This window comes from Sporosarcina sp. FA9, from assembly GCF_051550205.1.
GTDB lineage: Bacteria > Bacillota > Bacilli > Bacillales_A > Planococcaceae > Sporosarcina.
The window spans coordinates 3,618,699-3,641,724 of record NZ_CP188819.1; the positions used below are offsets into that span (position 1 = coordinate 3,618,699).

Annotated in this window: 25 protein-coding genes; 2 read left to right on the forward strand and 23 right to left on the reverse strand. The window is 37.2% G+C overall.

Features of this window, described 5'->3' with window-relative positions; all coding sequences use genetic code 11:
* Position 1: 1 nt before the first annotated feature.
* From yycF to rpsF, 9 genes are all read right to left on the reverse strand, one after another.
* Entirely contained in the window at positions 2 to 712 is a 711-nt protein-coding gene (gene yycF / locus ACP8HH_RS18580) for a response regulator YycF (RefSeq protein ID WP_438313934.1), read from the reverse strand.
* A 177-nt stretch (positions 713 to 889) separates the two neighbouring features.
* The gene (locus ACP8HH_RS18585; RefSeq protein WP_438313937.1) at positions 890 to 2,347 is read right to left on the reverse strand and encodes a peptidoglycan DD-metalloendopeptidase family protein; all 1,458 of its coding nucleotides are present in this window, start codon (positions 2,345 to 2,347) and stop codon (positions 890 to 892) included.
* A 382-nt stretch (positions 2,348 to 2,729) separates the two neighbouring features.
* The gene (dnaB, locus tag ACP8HH_RS18590) at positions 2,730 to 4,082 is read right to left on the reverse strand and encodes a replicative DNA helicase (protein ID WP_438313939.1); all 1,353 of its coding nucleotides are present in this window, start codon (positions 4,080 to 4,082) and stop codon (positions 2,730 to 2,732) included.
* Positions 4,083 to 4,098: 16 nt separating this feature from the next.
* Entirely contained in the window at positions 4,099 to 4,545 is a 447-nt protein-coding gene (gene rplI / locus ACP8HH_RS18595) for a 50S ribosomal protein L9 (RefSeq protein ID WP_438313942.1), read from the reverse strand.
* 2 nt (positions 4,546 to 4,547) lie between these two features.
* Positions 4,548 to 6,518, reverse strand: a complete 1,971-nt coding sequence (locus ACP8HH_RS18600; RefSeq protein ID WP_438313945.1) for a DHH family phosphoesterase — start codon at positions 6,516 to 6,518, stop codon at positions 4,548 to 4,550.
* Positions 6,519 to 6,532: 14 nt separating this feature from the next.
* Positions 6,533 to 7,477, reverse strand: coding sequence for a YybS family protein (locus ACP8HH_RS18605; RefSeq protein WP_438313947.1), 945 nt, complete (start codon positions 7,475 to 7,477; stop codon positions 6,533 to 6,535).
* A 236-nt stretch (positions 7,478 to 7,713) separates the two neighbouring features.
* Complete coding sequence (rpsR, locus tag ACP8HH_RS18610; RefSeq protein ID WP_381537645.1) at positions 7,714 to 7,950, reverse strand: 30S ribosomal protein S18; 237 nt, start codon at positions 7,948 to 7,950, stop codon at positions 7,714 to 7,716.
* Positions 7,951 to 8,060: 110 nt separating this feature from the next.
* On the reverse strand, positions 8,061 to 8,576 hold the full coding sequence (gene ssb, locus ACP8HH_RS18615; protein WP_438313951.1) for a single-stranded DNA-binding protein: 516 nt from the start codon (positions 8,574 to 8,576) through the stop codon (positions 8,061 to 8,063).
* A gap of 60 nt (positions 8,577 to 8,636) precedes the next feature.
* Complete coding sequence (rpsF, locus tag ACP8HH_RS18620; protein ID WP_438313954.1) at positions 8,637 to 8,924, reverse strand: 30S ribosomal protein S6; 288 nt, start codon at positions 8,922 to 8,924, stop codon at positions 8,637 to 8,639.
* Between the two features lie 140 nt (positions 8,925 to 9,064).
* Between rpsF and ACP8HH_RS18625 the strand changes: the two genes are divergently transcribed.
* A complete protein-coding gene (locus ACP8HH_RS18625; protein ID WP_438313957.1) occupies positions 9,065 to 9,643 on the forward strand; it encodes a DUF3267 domain-containing protein in 579 nt (192 codons plus the stop codon).
* 40 nt (positions 9,644 to 9,683) lie between these two features.
* Here the strand turns inward: ACP8HH_RS18625 and ychF are convergent, their stop codons facing one another.
* From ychF to ACP8HH_RS18640, 3 genes are all read right to left on the reverse strand, one after another.
* A complete protein-coding gene (gene ychF, locus ACP8HH_RS18630; RefSeq protein ID WP_438313960.1) occupies positions 9,684 to 10,784 on the reverse strand; it encodes a redox-regulated ATPase YchF in 1,101 nt (366 codons plus the stop codon).
* Positions 10,785 to 10,997: 213 nt separating this feature from the next.
* Positions 10,998 to 11,195: a DUF951 domain-containing protein gene (locus ACP8HH_RS18635; RefSeq protein ID WP_438313963.1), complete on the reverse strand. Its 198-nt coding sequence runs from the start codon at positions 11,193 to 11,195 to the stop codon at positions 10,998 to 11,000.
* Positions 11,192 to 12,094, reverse strand: coding sequence for a mechanosensitive ion channel family protein (locus tag ACP8HH_RS18640; RefSeq protein ID WP_438313966.1), 903 nt, complete (start codon positions 12,092 to 12,094; stop codon positions 11,192 to 11,194). The genes ACP8HH_RS18635 and ACP8HH_RS18640 overlap by 4 nt, the downstream gene beginning before the upstream one ends.
* Positions 12,095 to 12,166: 72 nt before the next feature.
* Between ACP8HH_RS18640 and yyaC the strand changes: the two genes are divergently transcribed.
* On the forward strand, positions 12,167 to 12,724 hold the full coding sequence (gene yyaC, locus ACP8HH_RS18645; RefSeq protein WP_438313969.1) for a spore protease YyaC: 558 nt from the start codon (positions 12,167 to 12,169) through the stop codon (positions 12,722 to 12,724).
* Here the strand turns inward: yyaC and ACP8HH_RS18650 are convergent.
* The 11 genes from ACP8HH_RS18650 to rpmH all read right to left on the reverse strand — a co-directional run bounded on the left by ACP8HH_RS18650 (position 12,719) and on the right by rpmH (position 22,933).
* Positions 12,719 to 13,423, reverse strand: coding sequence for a DUF554 domain-containing protein (locus ACP8HH_RS18650; RefSeq protein WP_438313971.1), 705 nt, complete (start codon positions 13,421 to 13,423; stop codon positions 12,719 to 12,721). The genes yyaC and ACP8HH_RS18650 overlap by 6 nt on opposite strands.
* Positions 13,424 to 13,484: 61 nt before the next feature.
* Positions 13,485 to 14,324, reverse strand: a complete 840-nt coding sequence (locus ACP8HH_RS18655; protein ID WP_438313974.1) for a ParB/RepB/Spo0J family partition protein — start codon at positions 14,322 to 14,324, stop codon at positions 13,485 to 13,487.
* On the reverse strand, positions 14,317 to 15,078 hold the full coding sequence (locus tag ACP8HH_RS18660; protein ID WP_438313976.1) for a ParA family protein: 762 nt from the start codon (positions 15,076 to 15,078) through the stop codon (positions 14,317 to 14,319). Before ACP8HH_RS18660 ends, ACP8HH_RS18655 begins: the two co-directional genes overlap by 8 nt.
* 331 nt (positions 15,079 to 15,409) lie before the next feature.
* On the reverse strand, positions 15,410 to 16,282 hold the full coding sequence (gene noc, locus ACP8HH_RS18665) for a nucleoid occlusion protein (protein WP_438313979.1): 873 nt from the start codon (positions 16,280 to 16,282) through the stop codon (positions 15,410 to 15,412).
* Between the two features lie 94 nt (positions 16,283 to 16,376).
* Entirely contained in the window at positions 16,377 to 17,093 is a 717-nt protein-coding gene (rsmG, locus tag ACP8HH_RS18670; protein WP_438313982.1) for a 16S rRNA (guanine(527)-N(7))-methyltransferase RsmG, read from the reverse strand.
* Positions 17,094 to 17,185: 92 nt separating this feature from the next.
* Entirely contained in the window at positions 17,186 to 19,075 is a 1,890-nt protein-coding gene (gene mnmG / locus ACP8HH_RS18675; RefSeq protein WP_438313985.1) for a tRNA uridine-5-carboxymethylaminomethyl(34) synthesis enzyme MnmG, read from the reverse strand.
* 30 nt (positions 19,076 to 19,105) lie between these two features.
* Positions 19,106 to 20,491, reverse strand: coding sequence for a tRNA uridine-5-carboxymethylaminomethyl(34) synthesis GTPase MnmE (gene mnmE, locus ACP8HH_RS18680; RefSeq protein WP_438313988.1), 1,386 nt, complete (start codon positions 20,489 to 20,491; stop codon positions 19,106 to 19,108).
* Positions 20,492 to 20,690: 199 nt separating this feature from the next.
* Entirely contained in the window at positions 20,691 to 21,479 is a 789-nt protein-coding gene (jag, locus tag ACP8HH_RS18685) for an RNA-binding cell elongation regulator Jag/EloR (RefSeq protein WP_438313990.1), read from the reverse strand.
* Positions 21,476 to 22,246 (reverse strand): membrane protein insertase YidC, encoded by a 771-nt coding sequence (yidC, locus tag ACP8HH_RS18690; protein ID WP_438313992.1) that lies wholly within the window; start codon positions 22,244 to 22,246, stop codon positions 21,476 to 21,478. The genes jag and yidC overlap by 4 nt, the downstream gene beginning before the upstream one ends.
* A gap of 141 nt (positions 22,247 to 22,387) precedes the next feature.
* The gene (rnpA, locus tag ACP8HH_RS18695; protein WP_438313994.1) at positions 22,388 to 22,738 is read right to left on the reverse strand and encodes a ribonuclease P protein component; all 351 of its coding nucleotides are present in this window, start codon (positions 22,736 to 22,738) and stop codon (positions 22,388 to 22,390) included.
* A gap of 60 nt (positions 22,739 to 22,798) precedes the next feature.
* Positions 22,799 to 22,933, reverse strand: coding sequence for a 50S ribosomal protein L34 (gene rpmH / locus ACP8HH_RS18700; RefSeq protein ID WP_438313997.1), 135 nt, complete (start codon positions 22,931 to 22,933; stop codon positions 22,799 to 22,801).
* Between the last annotated feature and the right edge of the window lie 93 nt (positions 22,934 to 23,026).

Consider the following 23,026-nt stretch of genomic DNA (forward strand, 5'->3'; position numbering starts at 1 on the left):
TTTACTCCTGCTCCGGATCACGCAAGTAATAACCGACACCACGTCTCGTCACAATCCACCCTGGATGGCTTGGGTTATCTTCTATCTTTTCACGCAACCGTCTAATTGTTACATCTACTGTTCGAACATCACCAAAATAATCATAACCCCAAACAGTTTGTAATAAGTGTTCCCGCGTCATTACTTGTCCGATGTGTTTTGAAAGATAGTGGAGCAATTCAAATTCTCGGTGTGTCAGCTCGATTTTCTTGTCTCTTTTTAATACAAGATAGGCATCGGGCTGAATAATTAGGTGACCAATCGTAATATCATTTGTTTCATTTTCCTCATCTTCTGTAACGCTCTTCATATGTCTGCGTAAATTCGCCTTAACACGAGCGATTAGTTCTCGAGTGCCAAACGGTTTTGTAACATAATCATCGGCACCTAGTTCAAGTCCTAATACCTTATCAATTTCAGAGTCTTTCGCTGTCAACATAATGATTGGGAAATCATATTTCTTTCGCACTTCCCGACAAACTTCCATACCATCCCTTTTCGGAAGCATTATATCTAGAAGCATTAGATCTGGTTTTACTTCCTCTACCTTTTTAAGTGCTTCTTCACCATCATATGCACAAAAGACAATAAAGCCTTCTTTTTTTAAATTAAATTCAAGAATGTCTGCGATTGGTTTTTCATCATCGACGACAAGAATAGTTTTATTTTGCATGAAAAATCCTCCTCGTGTCATTTTATAATCTGCACGTATTCATTTTACTCTATCACTCTTTAATAGGATTCGCACTTATAAATGGATTATTTCCTGGATTATTTCCTGGGGAATCCATAGTGTACTTTAAGGTTAAAAAAAGAATGGTGCATAGTTTTCGCACCATTCTAATACTATTTATCGTAAAACAGTTAAAGGATTCACAAGCGAACCATTTTTCCTTACTTCGAAATGAAGATGAACCCCTGTAGAACGTCCAGTTGAGCCCATTACACCTAAACTTGCGCCTTGTGGAAGTATTTGTCCTACTTTAACATTAATAGCCGACAAGTGAGCATAGAGCGTCTCATAACCGTTGTTATGGTTAATGATTACTTTGTTTCCGTAAGTACTATCCCACCCAGCAAATTTAACAACCCCGTTATCAGAGGCTTTAATTGTAAACGAGGATGGACGAGCAATGTCAATACCATCATGAGATCTTCCCCATCTTCTTCCCATTTGACTTGAAACATAACCACCCGCAGCAGGCCACATAAAAGTTCCAACTCCTCTTGAAGGAGTTACTTTTGTTCCAACGATTGTAATTTGATCTTTTGCTTCTGTAAGTATGTTTTCTTCAATAACTGATTTACCTACAACTTGACCATTTTTCTTACGGATGAGTTCGGTAATTTCCTTCTTACCGTCAGAACCTTCTTGCTTTAGTTTTGTAACGCCTTTATAAGTAGAATTATCTTCTTCTTTGGTATGTTCATGTTTAATTAGCTGCACACTTTTGGTTTCGTAATGCACCTCTACTTCCAGAAACGGCTCAACTGCAGTAATACTCAGTTCGTCACCAATACGAAGAATTGTTTCTGGTGTAAGTCCAGGGTTAATCTCCAACAGTTTAGCTGTTGGCATATTGTAATTATTCGCTATTTTACCGACATGATCTCCAGCTTGTATGCTATATTTCTTTTCTTCTAGTGTGCCTTTATTAAGATAAGTGATTGCATCATTAACTGTCATAATATCTTCAGGTTTCACTTGTTCTTTCTTCGTATCGATTTCTGAGCTAATAATAATATTAGCTAAACGTGTTTCGTTTTCTTTTAATGGTGGTATAGGTGTACTAGATAGTTTTTGCAACTCGTATGCGCTGAGTTCATCTTCTGTAACAGCTTGTAATTTCAGTTCTCGAATTACTTCGTTATAATCAGATATATCTTTCAAATTGAGTACCAGCTCATTATCGATATATAAACCGATTGCATCCGCCTGTACGGATAGAAGTTCTGATATTTTATCTAGTACAAGAGCGTCATCAGCACCGGCAGTGAAAACACGCTCCTGAACAACCGTAAGATTAGAACCTATTGATAAAGATTGATCAACATATTTGGTGGCTGCTTCTTTTAGCATTTCCTTTTCAATTTGATCAATTATTGTATCATCAGATAAAACACCTATGTAGTTACCCTCCGAATAAACATGAAAGACAGTTTCTAAACCTTCGTTTGCCAAACTACTTTTCAAAGTAAAACTAACAAGTAAGATTGATATGAAGAGAATTTTATAAAATTGTTTGAATGAAGATTTACGTTCATTTAAGGATATATTGGATTTATCTTTTTTTGATTTTATTATCATGCTACTAAACTCCTCCTATATTTATATCAGATGACAAACATTAGTCTATTTGAATCCGAATAAATTTCACGCCCCTTAAATCTATCACATACTACTCTATCGTTGTTGCATTTCAGTCATTTGTAACAATAATGTATAATAGCATCCATATTTTCTTAATTAATTACATGTTATTGAATTTTATAGTTACTAAAGTCATACTTAAGCGTTCTTTTTTTATATTAAAATAGTTCTTTCGCATATTTCCGGATAAAACAACAGTGTTCGTTCGTAACCTTTGTAATATTACCGATTCTGTTAACGTCAATTTAGATAGATACAACAAAAAAGGATATTTTTCGAACCCAAGGAATTGGGTCGAAAAATATCCTTTTTACATTTACTAGTAAGCCGGTGATTCGTGTTGACTCCAGTCAACATTCACAAACTTGTTATATTCCTTTGCAAAAGCAAGTTTTACAGTACCGGTTGGGCCGTTACGTTGTTTCGCAATTATGATTTCAATCATATTCTCATCTTCTGTTTCTTTATCGTAATAGTCCTCCCGATATAGAAAAGAAACAATATCAGCATCTTGCTCAATACTCCCCGACTCTCTTAAGTCGGACATCATCGGACGTTTGTCTTGTCGTTGTTCAACGCCACGTGACAACTGTGATAGAGCTATAACTGGTATTTGAAGTTCTCTTGCAAGTCCTTTCAAAGAACGTGATATTTCAGATACTTCCTGTTGTCGATTCTCACCAGAACCAGCACTACCTGAAAGTAATTGCAAGTAATCTATAATAACCATACCCAATCCGTGTTCTTGTTGAAGACGGCGACATTTCGAACGAATTTCGCTGACCCGCAGACCAGAAGAATCATCAATAAATATTCCGGCATTTGAGAGATTTCCCATAGCCATCGTTAACTTACGCCAATCTTCTGTCTGTAATGCCCCCGTTCGAAGTACCTGGCTATCAATATTACCTTCTGCACAAAGCATCCGCATAACCAGTTGCTCTGCACCCATTTCCAAGCTAAATATTGCAACGTTTTCAGTTGTTTTAGTCGCTACATTTTGAGCAACATTTAGCGCGAACGCAGTTTTACCAACAGACGGACGTGCAGCAACGATAATAAGGTCGTTGCGTTGAAATCCTGCCGTAATTCGATCTAAATCACGAAAACCAGAGGGAATACCCGTAACATCTCCAGTTTGCGTATGAAGCAATTCAATATTGTCATATGTGCTTACAAGAACTTCTTTAATATGTTTAAAGTCGCCAGCATTTTTACGGTTTGCAACTTCCATCATTTTTTTCTCAGCTTCTGATAAAAGTGCTTCTACTTCATCTTCACGAGTATAACCGTCTTCGACAATTGTCGTAGCGACTCGAATGAGACGTCGCAGCAGTGCCTTCTCTTCGACTATATTTGAATAATGAAGAATATTTGCCGCCGTTGGTACTGAATTAGCAATTTCAGTTAAGTAAGAGATTCCGCCAACATCTTCTAATTCTTTTTTAGCAGATAATTCTTCAGTGACAGTTACAACATCTATCGCTTGTCCTTTGTCACTTAACTTAATCATCGTGTTAAAAATCTTCTGATGTGCCATTCTATAAAAGTCTTCGGGTATAAGAATTTCCGCTGCAGTAATGAGCGCCTGCGGTTCCAGGAAGATTGCTCCGATAACCGACTGCTCCGCTTCGTTATTATGGGGTGGGACACGATCGATCATCTGATTCATCAATAAGTCTCCCTTTTTATTCTTCTGTCACATGTACTTTAAGTGTAGCGGTCACATCTGGATGTATTTTAACCGGAATATTTGTATGTCCAAGTGCCCGAATAGGTTCAGGAAGTTCCATTTTACGACGATCAATTTTAATTGCATCTTTTTCAAATAATTCATCGGCGATTTGTTTCGCAGTAATTGAACCAAATAGACGGCCACCTTCACCTGACTTTGTTTTCATTTCTACAGTTACTTTATCAATTTGTTCTTTCAACACTTTAGCTTCTTCAAGTACTTCAGCTGCATTTTTTTCAACTCGCTTTTGTTGTCCTTCAAGTCTACTTAAGTTTGCAGGCGTCGCCTCAATTGCAACATTGTTCTTAAATAAAAAGTTTTGTGCGTATCCCACCGATACATCCTTAACTTCACCTTTTAGCCCTTTTCCCTTAACGTCTTTTAAAAATATAACTTTCATTATTAATTTCCCCCTTCTATTTTTGTTTGTATAACGGACTTTAAAATCTCTTCCGCTTCTGCCACAGTGTCAACATCCAACTGACATGCTGCATTTGTTAAGTGACCGCCACCGCCAAGTTCCTCCATTACTAGTTGAACATTTAGTTCACCTAATGATCTGGCACTGATACCTATTTTACCATCAGCCCTTTCAGCAATCACGAACGAAGCCGTTACATCTTTCATTGTCAAAAGAATATCTGCTGTTTGTGCAATAAGAACCGAGTTGTAAACTATGTGATCAGCACCTTTGGCAATCGCGACCCCTTCTTCAGTCAACTCAACGGTCTCAATAATCTTTGCTCGTTTCACATAAGTGTCTATGTCTTCTTTTAATAGCCTTTGAACGAGAATGGTATCTGCACCATTCGTTCGAAGGTACGAAGCGGCTTCAAACGTTCTAGCCCCTGTACGAAGTGTAAAACTTTTTGTGTCAACAATAATTCCGGCTAACAGGGTTGTTGCTTCAAGCATTGTCAATTTTTCATGCTTTGGTTGATATTCAAGAAGTTCTGTCACAAGTTCTGCTGTAGAGGAGGCATAGGGTTCCATATAAACGAGCATAGAGTTATTGATAAACTCTTCCCCGCGTCTATGGTGATCAATAACAACTACCTTCTCTGATTTATCCAGAAGTCGATCATCTGCCACCAAGCTTGGCTTATGCGTATCCACAACAATGACTAGTGATCTTTCCGTGATTAACGGCAACGCAACTTCGGGTTCTATAAACTTGCTATACAAATCTGTATCCTGCTTAATTTCCTGCATAAGCCTAGATACACTTCCATCCAACTCGTCATAGTTCACAACGATGTATCCTTCAACACCATTTAATTTCGCCATTTTCCGAACACCAATTGCTGCTCCGATAGAATCCATATCAGGCACTTTATGTCCCATTATAAATACTTTATCACTACTTTTGATTAAATCACGTAATGCATGTGAAATAACTCGAGCACGCACTCTGGTCCTTTTCTCAACAGGATTTGTTTTACCGCCATAAAATTTCACTTTACCATCCGGTTGCTTTATTGCTACTTGATCCCCACCACGTCCAAGTACTAGGTCAAGACTGGATTGAGCCAATTCTCCAAGTTCGTTAAGTGACGTCGATCCTGTCCCAACTCCTATACTGAGTGTCAATGCAGTGCTTTGTTTTGCTTTCGTTTCCCGAATATCGTCTAAAATTGCAAACCTTGTTTTTTCTAAGCCGCTTAAAATTTCTTCGTTAAATACAGCTAAAAATCGGTCCGAAGCAATTCGCTTAACAAATATTCCATTTTCAGTTCCCCATTTATTTATATGTGAGGTGACAAGGGAGTTGAGTTGACTTCTTGTTTGATCGTCCATCGCTTGCGCCAACTCATCATAATTATCAATGAGAATAATTGCTATAACTGTACGATCTGCAAAGTAAAGTTTTTTCATCCCTACTCTTTCGGTAATATCAAATAAATAAATAAGTTTTTCTTCCGTTTTATAAATTACCTTGAAAGTTCGATCTCCTACTTTTAAATTCTCTGTTTCAAGATCTTCACCTTTAACGATTGAATGAAATTGTTCTGTCAAACTGAACAACTCTTCACCTATAAGAGATTCCGATTCAAATATTTTAGATACATAAGGGTTTACCCAGTCAATTAAATTCTTCTCGTTTATAAGAATAATCCCAATAGGTAATTGTAGAAGGGCTTCTTCCCCCACCTTTTTCATTCGAAAAGAAAGAGTTTCGATATGCTTTTCAGTTTCAACATATGTTTGTTCTTCAATTCTCCATGCAAAACCTAAAGCAATCACAAACAATACAAAGAATATTAATGCAGCCCAAAAGTTTGTCATAAACAACAGTATTGCAGCTAAAACACCTAGAAAGGACAATACCGTCAATGGGTATCGTATTGCCCTTTGTCTAAAAAAAGAAGTCATTGTTGTCACCTCCTTTATTTCGTTTTATCTTTCTTAACCCAAGTTCTAATACCAATTCCCGAGTCTAATATGCCGAGTAATACTGTAATTGGGTTAAGCACCAATGCAAAGATTGTCGCAATAAATGTGAGCCACCCCGGCAATTTCTTTTCATTCATAAAGTAATGAATGAATGAAATCCCTTGTAAGAAAAATAAAAACCGAAGAACTACGGATGCATTTATGTATATTAAATTTGCGTTTGACCCTTGTTCCATATCAAAAAGAAATCCGCCAAGTAATACAAGTAGGTAATACCAAACTGTTATCATTGGTAACTTCATTTCACGGAACGGAGGAAACTTTACAACATTATTTCCAAGTCTTTGGGCTGCATGCATGTTAAGTGAAACAAAAATAAAGGCGAAACTAAATACACCGATAATAAATACTGAAGGGATTGCCGCTTCGTAAAATGCAATTGAAGCATCGAGTTGCTCTTTAAAGTTCGGGGGAAGTTCGCCTCCGTATGTTCCAAACAAGGCTAAGACGTCCTGACGTGCAACTTGCATGATTTCCATTATCTCTTCTATAAAGTTAAACTTTAAAAACAACACAGCTCCTACATACATAATGACAGATATTATTAAAATCGTCAGACCTGAGGCCATAAATGTATATAGTTTCGTTTTTTCTAATTTTATCGTATCGCCTATAACGATTCCTAAAATCCCAAAAACAACTGCAAATGGTACTAAATAAATACCTCCAATTAATAGGGATAAAACAATTCCAGTAAACGTTATAAGTATTGATGATGCTCTGTCGTTTCTAATTCGATATAGTATAAGCGGTAACGGTATATAAAACATCGTTAGGATACCCAAAACTGGTATATAAAACGAAACCGCAAGCAAAATTGCAAAAAATGCAATCATCATCGCACCATATGTGATTTTTCTAGCGTTATCCTCCTGCATACTATTGATTCCTCCGGTTACTCATTAGATGTCTGTCTAATTGATATAGTCTAGCGAATGGCTATAGATTTAAGTCATACAAATAGAACTTTTATTATATCATGTTTAGCGTTTATAAACCAAAATCAGAACGTATGTACCTCAAGGTTTTCTGTAACTTTCTTTTATATAAATAATAAAAAATCGCCTTCCCGCCGGATAATCCGGTACGGCAAGGCGATTTGTATAAGGTTGTCTTATCTCTCTTCAGAACTAAACGGAAGAAGAGCCATAATACGTGAACGTTTGATAGCTAGTGTTAGTTTACGTTGGTATTTCGCACTAGTACCTGTTACACGACGAGGTAAGATCTTTCCACGCTCAGAAACGAATTTCTTAAGTAGGTCAGTATCTTTATAATCGATGTGTGTAATGTTATTGGAATTGAAGTAACAGACTTTACGGCGTCTTTTACCTCCACGACGTGGTGCCATATTGTTTTCCTCCTAACTATAAAGTGCGATTAAATATTAATCGACTTGGATTTTTTTGATAAATACTATACCTAGTCTAAATTAATAAATTCATGCTGACTATAATAGTGTTAGAACGGCAGGTCGTCGTCCGATACTGTTACCGGACCTCCACCTGGCGAAAACGGATCATTGTCAGTACGGGTATAGTTTTGCTGATTCGGTTGCTGATTTTGTTGACTTGACTGTTGGTAGCTTGGTTGCTGATTTTGTTGAGAACCAGAGGATGACATTCCTTGAGAAGATCCAGGCCTGTCAGCATTTCCACTACGTGGTTCTAGAAATTGAGTGCTGTCTGCTACGACTTCTGTCGTGTAGACGCGCTTTCCATCTTGTCCATCATAGCTACCCGTTTGTATACGGCCATCCACTCCGGCAAGACTACCTTTTCTCAAATAATTTGCGACGCTCTCGGCCTGTTTTCTCCAAGCTATACAACTAATAAAGTCAGCTTCTCTTTCACCTTGTGCATTTTGAAAACTACGATTTACTGCTAACGTGAAACGAGTAACAGCTATACCGGTTTGTGTATACTTGAGTTCAGGGTCTTTCGTCAGTCGGCCAACTAAAACGACACGGTTAATCATCAGAATTCAACCTCCCTCATCAGAATTACAGGTAAATCCCGTAATTCGAGATTTTATAAATTATGCGTCTAAACGTACAGCCATATGGCGAATGATTTCTTCGTTAATATTAGCTAGACGTGTAAATTCATCAAGTGCTTTTGTTTCTGAGTTCATCGTTACGAGTTGGTAAAAACCTTCACGCAGATCGTCGATTTCGTATGCTAAACGGCGTTTGCCCCACTCTTTCGACTCGATGATTTCCGCACCATTTGAAGTAAGTACTTCGTTAAAACGTTCAATCAAAGCTTTTTTAGCTTCATCTTCAACCGTTGGGCGGATAATGTACATAATTTCATATTTTCTCATCTTTAGTCACCTCCTTATGGACTTGGGCCCTGCTGATGACAGCGGGCAAGGAGTAAGTAAAAAATTATTACTCACATCAGTATATTATATCATGTAGTTTCAACGATATCAAGTCTTTTCTTGTATACTAAAAGAAAGAGGTGAATATATTGAGTAATTTTCCTGAACCAGATGAAGTGGTTGAAATTGATTTACCTAAAGTAGCTAAGCATGGATTATATATAACAGCGTTTTCACTTATCCTTTTGCTCGCTATTCACTTCATACTGGAAAAAGCAATTTACTTTTTTACGGATTTTATTTCTATTCTATTTTTCATTGTCGGCTATGTTTTACTCATTGTTTTGCATGAGTTTTTTCATCTTCTTGGATTTCGGGTATTTGCCCAAGTACCTTGGAAGAGGATGGTTGTTGGAGTAAATTTAAAATTAGGCATAGCATATGCAACAACAGACAAACTTATGTCGAATAAAGCAATAAGAAAAGCACTTCTACTTCCTTTCTGGATGACAGGCATTATTCCTGCAGTAATCGGACTTTATCAAGGGGAGCTTGTTCTTATCGTTCTAGCAGCACTTCTTATTGGAGGAGCCGTTGGTGATTTCGAAATGTATCGTAAATTAAAGAAGTTACCCGATGATTGGCTTATTAAAGACGATCCTAAATTACCAAAACTATATGTCTACGCACCAGAACGTATCGAAAAAGAAGTTCATTAAAAAAAGTTACCCTTCTATAGTTCAAAAGGGTAACTTCTCCTTATACGTTAAATCGGAACAATAAAACATCGCCATCTTTTACAATGTATTCTTTTCCTTCTAGTCGAACCTTACCCGCCTCTTTAGCTGCAGTCATTGAACCTGTCTCAACTAAATCATCGTATGCCACTGTTTCTGCACGGATGAAACCCCGTTCGAAGTCCGTGTGAATAATTGCGGCACATTGTGGTGCTTTCATTCCTTTACGGAACGTCCACGCTCGCACTTCTTGTACCCCAGCAGTGAAGTAGGTTGCAAATCCAAGTAAAGAGTACGTCGCTTTAATAAGTTGATCTAATCCAGACTCTTTAATGCCAAGTTCTTCTAAGAACATTTTTTTGTCATCATCATCAAGTTCGGCCATTTCTTCTTCGATTTTTGCACAAACAACAATTACTTGAGCATTGTCTGTTTTCGCAAAATCACGTACCTGTTGTACAAATTCATTTTCATCTGTATCACCAATTTCATCTTCAGCGACATTCGCCACATAAAGCATCGGCTTAATTGTTAATAAATTCATGCCATTTGCTATCTTCAATTCATCCTCAGTGAAATCAATTGAACGGGCTGGTTTTTCATCTTCAAACGCTTCTTTCAATTTGATAAGGATAGGCTCTTCAATCATAGCTTCCTTCTCTTTTTGTTTAACCATTTTAACAACTCGCGCTAATCGTTTTTCAACGCTTTCCATATCCGCTAAGATAAGTTCTAGATTAATAATTTCTATATCATTGATTGGATTTACTTTACCTGCAACATGTGTAATGTTTTCGTCAACGAAACAACGAACAACTTGACAAATTGCATCGACTTCTCGTATATGGGAAAGAAATTTATTTCCGAGACCTTCGCCTTTACTTGCACCTTCAACGATTCCAGCGATATCTGTAAATTCAAATGCAGTTGGAACTGTCTTCTTTGGTGTAACCAACTCTGTTAACTTATCAAGTCTTTCATCAGGTACCTCAACAATACCTACGTTTGGATCAATCGTACAGAACGGATAGTTTGCGGCTTCCGCCCCTGCCTTTGTAATTGCGTTAAATAATGTAGATTTCCCTACGTTGGGAAGTCCAACGATTCCAGCTGTTAAAGCCATTTTACTCCACTACCTTTCATTCATATCGGTGATGTCTTGACGTGCTTTGTATACTTTATAATCATTCAGCTTGTGTTTAAAAAACTGCTGAAAATAGCTCACTATATTTATCTCCCGATGGGATGTCATCCAAGAATTACACGTAAAGTATCCATTAATCTGATTGCAACTCTTTTATTATAGTGATAACTCCGCTAAAAGTCTATTTTACCTTTAGGAATCGGTTCTTAGAAGTACCTTTTTCATTTTTTTTGCAAATTGATTTCGTGGAATCATAACACTGTGGCCACAACCTTCGCATTTAATTCGAATATCTGCTCCCATCCGAATCACTTTCCACGCGTTTGTTCCACAAGGGTGTTGTTTTTTCATTTCAACAATGTCATTTAACATGAATTCTTTCACATTCACTCCTGCCCACCCCGTTCTTCCTTATGATATACAACCATTTTCGGATAAGGAATATCTATCTTATGTTGATCTAAAAGCAATTTTAAATCTTTACGAAACTTTCTAGCAAAAGCCCATTGCATGACGGGTTCCGTTTGGGCAGTGACTCTAAATACAATTTCAGACGCCGCCAAATCCTGAACACCTATTAGTGTTGGCGGAGCAATCAGTCCACCGTAACCAATCGGTAGACTCTTTAGGAATTCCTCAATAAGATCTTCCGCGCGTTGGATATCTATATCGTAACCAATTCGCACATCAATAATGGCTAATGAATTGTTGATTGAATAATTGATTACCTCCGCAATACTTCCGTTTGGGATGATGTGAATCTCACCACCGTAAGCACTTAGCTTAGTTGTGCGAAGTCCTATTTCTTCTACAGTACCTAAAGCCGTGCCGATCATAACATAATCCCCTACTGAGAATTGGTCTTCAAAGATGATAAAGAATCCTGAAATTACATCTTTCACCAAGCTCTGAGCACCGAAACCAATAGCCAGACCAAGCACCCCTGCACCCGCTAGTAATCCGCTTATATCTATAAATTCAGCGAGAATAGCAAGAATGGCTGCAAAATAGATAATATAGGAAATGGCATTTTCTAATAACTTAACTAATGTTTTTTCACGTCGCTCTGTTGGCCGTAAGCGTGTTTTAAGTTTCAGAGAGAACACTCTTCTAATAACAGATTTTATAACAGTTACGACAATAAATGATATTAAAGCGATAAATACAATTTTAATGGAAGTAAACCCTACTTTAACCCAAGTTTCCTCATTAAATAATATCTTATTAATTACATCCACAATTCTTTTAATATTTGATGTTACTTCTACTACTTCTTCTTTTAAAGCCATTGCTATCCCCTTTCGTATAAATTAGTCTGTTTTTGCATATACTTCAATAATAAAAACGAATGGGGTTTTGTCATGCGTGCAACCACTTTATCTACTTATGATTATCGAATTCATTTCAAAGAGTCGGGAGCAATATGGAAGTTAAGTTCGTTGTTTCTCGAACATCTTCCCTTTAACTCTTCCGATTTAACTTTCTTTTGCATAGGTACGGATCGTTCTACCGGTGACTCACTTGGACCTCTTACCGGGTCACGACTAACTGAGTCGCATATATTTCCTTTTCCCGTAATTGGCACGCTGGAAAACCCATTACACGCACTAAATTTGCAAGAAAAAATTGATGAGACAATTGCAATGAACCCAAGTTCTTATATCGTTGCAATAGATGCCTGTCTTGGTAAAGCCAGCTCGATTGGACAACTACTAATTCACAACGGTCCTCTCCAACCCGGTAAGGCAGTCGGTAAAGATTTACCTGCAATTGGTAATATCTCTATTAAAGGTATTGTTAATATTGCTGGATTCATGGAACACGCCGTATTACAAAGTACAAGATTGCATCTCCCCTTTGAAATGAGTCGAACACTATCTCGTGCACTATTACTTGCATATAATCGTTCTAAATCATAATGCATAGACAATCGTTACAACAACAGCAACTACAAAAATACCAGGAATTAGGTTTGCTACCCTTATCTTTGTCAATCCAATCAGATTTAAACCAATTGCAATAATCATTAATCCACCTGTTGCAGTCATTTCAGAAATGAAAAACTCTAACAATTCGTCTGGAATAAACCGGCTTATTTGTGTTGAAAACAACGTAATAATAGATTGATATAGAAACACCGGTATTGCCGCAAACGCAACACCTATACCAAGCGTTGAGCTTAGAATTATTGCGGTAAAGCCATCTATTATCCCTTTCATCACAAGAACATCGTGATCATTTCTTAGTCCACTATCAATTGCTCCAATTATCGCCATAGACCCTACCGCGAAAATGAGTGTTGCTGTTACAAATCCTTGGGCGACACCCGGTCCATTCTTTCGAGCCGGTAATTTACTTTCCATCCATACACCTAGTTGATTTATTTTATCATCTAAACTTCCTAGTTCTCCAAGAACAGCCCCTAAGACAATACTAATAATTACTATAAGAATTTGTGTACTTTCAAACGTCATTTGTATTCCAATCACAGTAACGGCTAACCCAATTCCATACATCACTGTTTCTTTCATACGTTCGGGAATATTATGTAGAAAGCGACCTATTATAGCTCCAATTATTATTAAGATAACATTAACTATCGTTCCAAATAAAATCAATTAACCACATCCGTTTTTATAAATAATACCCATTTTGCAGTTGTGCAAAATAGGTATCGATTTAGTCATTCAATAATTCAAGTATTCGTTCTAGATCCTCTTCAGAGAAGAACTCAATTTCAATCTTGCCTTTATCTTTCTTCTTTGTGATTTTAACGCTAGTACCAAAATAATCGCGCAAATTAGATTCCTGTTCTACTATAAATATATCCTTCTTAACTTCTGGTATTGTTTCACGTGGAACATCTTCATTCATTTTTTGGACTAGTCGTTCTAGTTGACGAACATTGAGCCCTTCTCTTAATACTCTTTCTGCTACTAGTGAGATCTGTTCTTTTTTTCGAATACCGAGTAAAGTCCGTCCATGCCCCATTGATAACTTACTATCCATGATATAAGATCGAACCTTTTTTGGAAGCGAGAGCAATCGAACATGATTTGCAATATGTGATCTGCTTTTACCCAAACGAAATGAAAGTTGTTCTTGTGTAAGTTTTAAATTTTCCATAAGATTTTGATATGCTTCTGCTTCTTCAATTGGAGTAAGATCTTCCCTCTGAAGGTTTTCAAGAATTGCAAGTTCCATTGTTTCTTCGTCGGTAAGATTACGAACGACCGCTGGAACTTCATGAAGGCCTGCTAGCTTTGCTGCTCGATATCTTCTTTCGCCTACAACAATTTCATATGACATTCCTTTTTTACGAAGAATAATAGGCTGAAGAATTCCATGTTCTTTAATTGAATCACTTAACTCCGCTATTGTTTTTTCGTCGAATACCTTACGTGGTTGAAATGGGTTCGCCTTTATACTTTTTACATTAATCTGTTCAACTGATTCCGCTTTAATAAGTGACTCACCAGGAAATAAAGCATTTACACCTTTTCCAAGACCTTTAGCCATTGCGTACCACTTCCTTTGCCAACTCTAAGTATACTTCTGCTCCGCGAGATCTAGGGTCATAAATAATAATTGGTTCCCCGTGACTTGGTGCTTCACTCAACCGAACGTTTCTTGGAATAATTGCTTTATATACTTTATCTTGGAAATACTTTTTCACTTCTTCTATTACTTGGATGCCTAAATTTGTCCGTGCATCAAACATCGTTAATAGTACACCATCAATCATTAAGTCCTCGTTCAAATGTTTTTGGACAAGCCTTATTGTACTTAACAATTGGCTAAGTCCTTCAAGTGCATAATACTCGCATTGAACTGGAATAAGTATTGCATCGGAAGCAGTTAATGCATTAATGGTAAGCAATCCAAGTGAAGGTGGGCAATCGATGATAATATAATCATACATTTCCTTTGCCTCTTGAATTGCGTGTTTCATTCTTACTTCTCTTGAAATTGTTGATACCAGCTCGATTTCTGCACCAGCCAATGAAATCGTTGCGGGAATAATATCTAAGTTAGGAACTTTGGTTGATAAAATCACATCTTTTATATTTACATCATCAATTAAAACATCGTAAATACACTGCTGGACGTCGCCTTTATTAATACCTACACCGCTGGTTGCATTACCTTGTGGATCAGTGTCTATTAAAAGTACTTTTTTGCCGATATGTGCAAGGCAAGCACTTAAGTTTACAGATGTCGTTGTCTTGCCGACGCCGCCCTTCTGGTTGGCAATCGCTATTATTCTACCCACGCTTGCACCTGCTTTCCTACTTTTAAAATTAAACTCCAGATACTTTATTCTTAGTTTTTGCAAACCACACTTATCTTTCCTTCGGAGGTAGCAATGTTCACAATGAACCAATGCCAAACGGAAAGAGAAATACAATCTTTACTAATCAGCTTTAATATTGTTGCGAAACCTTTATTAACCATTGGTGTTTGCATTATGTAGTACTTTCCCACGAAAGCTTTAGCCCGTAGCAGAAAATCATTATATTAATACCTATTTTATCAAAGAAATGATTTAAGTGGGGATAAACCTACAGATAAAAACTCTTGCCACTAATGATGCAAGAGTTTCCTTACTTTTTCTTCGGAATTCTTACTGTAATTGTATAAAACTCTTCAGAGTCTTCTTCTTCAGTAACTAACTCAATTCCGCTTTTACTGACAAGCGCGAATGACTGTCGAATCGTATTAACGGCAATACGAATATCCCTGCTGACTGACTTTCTTTTCGGAACTTGTTTTTTGGTTGCTATTTCTTTCGGAGTTAATATTTCTTGGACTCTTAATTCCAACTGCTTAACATTCATTTGGTTTTCTACAGATTCTTTATACATCGAGATTTGCAACTCGGCTTCTTTTAGTGGTATAAGGGCCCTTGCATGTCTTTCAGATAATTCTTTAGTCATTATTGCAGTTTTTATTTCATCAGGTAATTTTAATAATCTTAACTTATTTGCAATAGTTGATTGACCTTTTCCCAGCCTTTGAGCTAAAGCTTCCTGAGTTAAAGAGTGAAGTTCCAATAGTTTTTCATAAGCAAAAGCTTCCTCTATTGCGGTTAATTCTTCACGTTGTAAGTTTTCAATGAGTGCAACAGATGCCGTTTCTTTATCATCTAAATTTCGGATAATAGCCGGAACTTCAGACCAACCCAGTGTCTTTATCGCACGATATCTACGTTCTCCTGCAATTATCTCAAACTGACCCTCCCCAATTTCACGAACAACAATTGGTTGGATCACACCATGTGTATGAATTGTTCTAGCTAATTCTTCAATCTTTTCTTCTGAAAAAATTGATCTAGGCTGGTATTTGTTCGGTTTTATTGAGTCGATTTTTACTTGAACGATTTTTTCAGAATAGTTCTCTGACGTTATTTCAGAATCATCACTTTTCTCTTCACCTTTATCTCCACTACCAAAAAAACGTGAAAACGGACTTTTCAATCAAGGCACCACCTTTTCAAAACTACACCATACTTTAATTAGTTCGGGATACTTATAGAATATCCTCTTTAATTATTGTTCCACGTGAAACATTTTAACTAATCGGAGACTTATTCGGGATCCCCGGTTTACGCGGATACTTTTTTGGAGAGTTTTTTGTTTTATTAAAAATAAAGATATGTCTATCACTATTCTCTTCCGGTAATTTAAATGAATGTTCCTCTTTAAGTGTTACACCAAGAATTGAAAGCGACTTTTCAGCATCTATTAATTCGTCTTCTGCTGCGGTACCTTTCATAGATACAAACATACCACCATTTTTAACAAGTGGTACACAAAGTTCAGCAAGTACTGATAAACGTGCTACCGCTCTTGCAGTAACAATGTCGAAACTTTCTCGATACATAGGGTTTTGTCCGAAATCTTCTGCCCTTGCATGAACAAAGTGAACGTTTTTGAGTTTTAATTGATCTGCCAGGTTCTCTAGAAAACTTATTCTTTTGTTTAAAGAATCTACGATGGTTACTTCTAGATTTGGAAAGCAAATCTTGAGAGGTATGCTCGGAAATCCAGCTCCGGCCCCTACATCACATATTGTTTTTCTTTCGTTCAAGTTTATAAAAAATCCAGCTGTAATGGAATCATAAAAGTGTTTTAAATACACGGATGGTTTATCTGTTATAGCCGTTAAATTCATTTTCTCGTTCCATTCAACGAGAAGTTCATAATACGTATGGAATTGAAGTTTTTGGTCGGAATCCAACTCGATTCCCTTCTCTTTAAGTGCTTGAAAGAATTGTTCCTCGTTCATCAATTTCCCCCCTTTTCTAAGATAAAACGCATAACTATTAAAGTTAATAAAAAACCGACATGGATAGCAAATCCACATCGGCCTATTCAATTTCAGCCTGAGATTTTAGCGATTCTTCCATGTTCAATATAAACAAGAAGAATAGATATATCAGCCGGATTAACACCAGGCATGCGTGAAGCTTGAGCAATCGATAACGGTCTAACTTCATTGAGTATTGCTCTCGCTTCATTAGCGATTCCTGTAATGGCTTCATAATCAATATTATCAGGAATTTTCTTGTTTTCCATTTTCTTCATTCGTTCAACCTGTTGCATGGATTTCGCTATATATCCTTCGTACTTTATTGATATTTCAACTTGTTCCTGAACTGCTTCCGAGAGTGCCTCAGTTAATGGTATTATTTTTGCAATTTGACTGTAACTTATTTCCGGTCGTTTCAAAAGATCTGCAGCTTTCATTGGTTCTCTTAATTCAGTCCCAATCGTTTCACGCATAACTTCATGAACGTGTTCGCTTGGCTTTATCGTTACTTTACGCAATCTTTTCACTTCATCTTCTATTTGTTGTTTTTTTAGTTGGTAGGAAGCATAACGTTTTTCATTGATTAGCCCAAGATTGAATCCAATCTCAGTTAATCTAAGATCTGCGTTGTCATGACGAAGTAATAATCGATATTCTGCACGTGAAGTTAAAAGTCTATAAGGTTCGCTTGTACCTTTCGTAACCAAGTCATCGATTAAGACACCGATATATGCTTCAGAACGGCTAAGAATAGACTCTTCTTTACCAAGTGCACGTGCGGCAGCATTAATTCCTGCCATCAATCCTTGTGCAGCTGCTTCTTCATAACCAGACGTGCCGTTAAGTTGGCCGGCAGTATAAAGATTACGAATTTTCTTCGTTTCTAAAGTTGGCCAAAGTTGTGTAGGAATGATCGAATCATATTCAATGGCATACCCCGCACGCATCATTTCGGCATTCTCAAGTCCAGGAACGCTTTCTATAAGTCTTCTTTGAACATGCTCAGGTAAACTTGTTGATAAACCTTGAACGTAGACTTCTTGTGTATTTCGACCTTCAGGCTCTAGAAATATTTGGTGACGTGATTTGTCGGCAAATCGAACAATCTTGTCTTCAATCGAAGGACAGTACCGCGGTCCTTTACCTTGTATTACTCCAGAATACATTGGTGACAAATGAATGTTTTCATTTATTATTTCATGAGTTGTTGGTGTTGTATAAGTTAACCAACAAGGTAATTGATCTGTAATATATTCAGTCGTTTCGAAACTAAATGCTCTAGGAACATCATCACCTGGCTGGATTTCAGTTTTACTATAATCGATTGTACGACTATTTACACGCGGAGGAGTTCCTGTCTTAAATCGCACCATTTCAAAACCAAGTTTGCTAATATTTTCAGCAAGTTTGATGGAGGGCATCTGATTATTCGGGCCACTTGAATATTTCAAATCACCAATAATAACTTCTCCACGTAAAAAGGTACCCGTTGTAATAATAACTGTTTTTGCGCGATAAATTGCGCCAACTTGAGTAATTAGACCTTTAATTTCGTTCTCTTCTACAATTAATTCCTCAACTACTCCTTGACGAAGTGTTAAATTATCTTGTTCTTCGAGAAGACGTTTCATTTCCTGTTGGTAAAGAACTTTATCTGCTTGTGCACGAAGTGCTCGAACAGCTGGACCTTTACCCGTGTTTAACATTCTCATTTGAATATGGGTTTTATCGATTACTTTCCCCATCGCCCCACCTAGAGCATCTATTTCACGTACGACAATCCCTTTCGCGGGACCGCCAAGTGAAGGATTACATGGCATAAAAGCTACCATATCAATATTCATAGTTAGCACAAGTGTGGATGCTCCCATTTTAGCGGCGGATAAAGCTGCTTCAGCACCTGCATGGCCGGCTCCGATTACTATACAATCGAACGTGCCTGCTTCAAATTGTGGCATGTTCTATTCCTTCCTTCTATCTTTTGATTTTTATTTTCCGAGGCAAAAGCGTGAAAACAATTCGTTTAATAAACTTTCTTGGACAGTGTCTCCAATTATCTCACCGAGGATTTCCCAAGTCCGAGTAACATCTATTAGTATCATATCAATCGGAACGCCTAATTTTGCTGCACCAATTGCTTCATCGATTGTTGCACGAGCCTGGTGAAGTAGTGCTATATGTCTTGCATTTGAAACATATGTTAAATCATTTGATTCAAGATTTCCTTCGAAAAAGAGTTCTGCAATGGCTTCTTCAAGCTCAGATACTCCCTCATCAATTAGAAGTGATGTAGCAACAACTTTATCTACACCTGTAAGTTCTAATACCCTCTGCAAATTAATCTTTTGCGGTAGATCCGTTTTATTAATAACAACAATTATATCCATTCCAGATACTGCTTCAAACAGGCGCTCATCTTCTACTAAAAGCTCTTCTGAACCATTCAAAACAAGCAATATTAAATCTGCTTCTTTCAATACTTTCCTGGATCTTTCAACACCGATTCGTTCCACTATATCTTCTGTTTCTCGAATACCCGCAGTATCCACGAGACGCAGTGGTACACCTCTAATATTTACGTATTCTTCTATTATATCACGCGTTGTTCCTGCTATCTCGGTAACAATTGCCTTATTCTCTTGGACAAGACTATTTAAAAGTGAGGATTTCCCTACATTTGGTCGACCTATAATGACTGTAGAAAGTCCTTCACGAAGAATTTTTCCTTGTGATGAGGTTAGTAATAACTTGTCGATTTCTTCTCTCACCCATAAAGATTTCTCTATCATAAGCGGAACGGTCATTTCCTCAACATCATCATATTCAGGATAATCTATTTTCACTTCGACCTCTGCAAGTGTTTCTACGAGAGCAAGTCTTAAATCGCCAATTAGTCTCGATAGCTTACCTTCCATCTGGTTAAGCGCAATGTCCATTGCTCGATCTGTTTTTGCGCGAATTAAGTCCATAACTGCCTCAGCTTGAGACAAATCGATTCTGCCGTTTAGGAAAGCACGCTTTGTAAATTCACCTGGTTCCGCAAGACGTGCACCCTCTCTAAGAAGTAAACCAAGTACTCGATTCACAGCCACAATACCTCCGTGACAGTTTATCTCAACAACGTCTTCTCGTGTAAATGTTTTAGGTGCCTTCATAACAGATGCCATTACTTCCTCAACGACTTCTTTTGTATTTGGATCTATAAGATTTCCGTAATGGATTGTATGTGAATCTACTTTTGCTAAATTTTTGCCCCCCGGTGAATGGAAAATAGTATCTGCTATTTGGATAGCTTCATCCCCACTTAGTCTGACAATTGCGATTGCCCCTTCACCCATTGGGGTAGAAATAGCGGCTATTGTATCAAATTGCATCTTTTCACCTTCCCGGCATAAGTTATTCACATGTTGACAACATGTTTCAGACATGACTATCTAACATAATATAATATCACAAATATACAAATTCTCATAGTACAACTAACGCAAATATGTGGATAATTAAACTATCCTATTTCTTTCAGACAAAAAATCCCCACATAGAAGTAATCACTTCGTTGTGGGGAATGTTATTTTATCGAATTGGTTCGATTGTTAAATATCTGTATGGGTCGGATCCTTCAGAAAATGTTTCAATATCCAGTCGATTGGATAAAGCGTTATGAATTACTTTTCTTTCATAAGACGGCATAGGTTCGAGTTGGACTTTCCGTCCTGAACGTACTGCTTTATCCGCCATTCGGTCCGCAAGTTGTTCCAAAGATTGTTCCCTGCGATCTCGATAATCACCAACATCAATTCGAACCACTTTAAACTGGGAAGCATACTTATTAGTAACAAGTTGTGATAATTGTTGCAATGCATTCAGTGTTTGTCCTCTTTTACCAATTAACAGTGCTGCTTTTTTACTCTCAAGTTGAAAGGTTACATATTTTCCATCGACTTTAGAAGTAATTTCAAAATCATTGATTCCCATTCCCGAGGAAATTTGTTTCAAATAATTTTCGGTTTCTAAAATTGCATTTTTGTCAGATGGTTTTTCTGAAAGACTTGCTTCATGCCTCTGAAAAATCGGGTTTGTACTATCCACAATTTCTTCACTCGTCTTAGTCAAAGGTGATATAGCATCGTCGTTTCTAGTTTTCGGTGGTAATGCCGTTAAATCTTCTAAAGCAGGAGAAATTCCAATTACTTCTGTGACGGTTACGGTTACTTCAGCTTCTTTTGCACCGAAACCGAGAAATCCTTTTTTCCCTTTATCGATCACTTCGACTTTCACTTGATCACGCGCCACGCCGAGTGTTTTTAATGCTGCTGAGATCGCCTCTTCAACATTGGCTCCCCTTCGCGTCAACTTTTTCATTTTCTTTTCCCTCCTACTTTTATAGGCTCCACTTCTATTTTCTTAAATGGTTTGTAGATAAAGAAGTTTTGAATGATAGATATGAAGTTACCGATTACCCAATAAAGTGCAAGTGCGGCTGGTAAAAATGTTCCAAAAATCATAATCATGAATGGCATGATATACATCATAACTTTCATTTGTGGATTATCCATCGCAGGTCCTGTGCGAAGTACAACAAATTGCATAAGTCCGGCTATTATACCAAGTGTAATACTTGGGACTCCAAGTTCAAACCAAAGAAACTTACCTATTACAATTTCGGGCGTACTATTCATACGACTAATTGCGTGGTAAAAGCCAATTAATATCGGCATTTGAATTATTACTGGAAGACAACCTGCCGCAGGGTTAATTTTCTTTTCAGACATTATCTTTTGCATCTCTGTACGATATTTTTCCTGGGTGACAGCATCTTTAGATTTATACTTTTCTTTTAGAGCTTTCAGTTCCGGTTGAATTTCTTGCATTTTTTTAGAGCTTTGTGTTTGTTTAATCATTAATGGTAATAAAACAAGCCGGATAATTATTGTAACTGCAACAATTCCATATCCGTATGTACCAAGCAAGTCTTTGAATACCGTTATAAGGGATACTAACGGCCAAACGATGTATTCATTCCAAAAACCTGAACTGTCAGCATAAATTGGATCTTTAAATTCTGAACAACCCGCAAGAAATACGGACAAAGCCGTCAACATAAGAATAAGCCATAACTTCTTCTTCAAATTGTTTCCCCCAAATCAACTCTTCTATAGTAAGACCATTTTAAGGTCAGTTTAAATATGAGTTTAAAACGTCGATTCTAATAAGTTTTATTCCTTAAATTTAATAGCTGCTTTAATCTTAACATTTTCATATACAGCATTCTACTTAAAGTCTTTCTTTAATACACGCGCGATACGCAAAACATGTTGCAAACTTTTTTTCGTTTCATGAAAATCAATTTTGGCTGCCTGGTGACGAGCAATGATTACATAATCCATATTATTTTGCAGACTACCATTCATTTCAAGGAATGCCTGTCTAATGTATCGTTTTATGCGATTCCTTGTTACAGCATTTCCTACTTTTTTACTAACAGAAAGACCGATTCGAAATATGTCTTGTTTCTCTTTTCTATAACAATAAACGACAAATTGTCGATTAGCAAAGGATTTACCGTTCTTAAAAACAGTTTGGAACTCTTCATCTTTTTTTATTCGCTGGCGTTTGTTCATTCTATACACCTGCTCCAATTTAATTATAAAGAAAAAAAGACCACTGAGGATTCAGTGGCCTTATGCTGATAGCACTTTTCTTCCTTTGCGCCGACGAGCTGCAATAATTCTGCGCCCGCTTTTCGTGCTCATTCTAGCACGGAAGCCGTGGACTTTACTACGTTTACGTGTATTTGGTTGGAATGTACGTTTCATCTGTTAAGACACCTCCTGCATGATTGTCGGTTTAATTCCCCTGACAGTCTTGAATAGTATATCTGTTTTCCTAGGCAAATGTCAACCTTTATT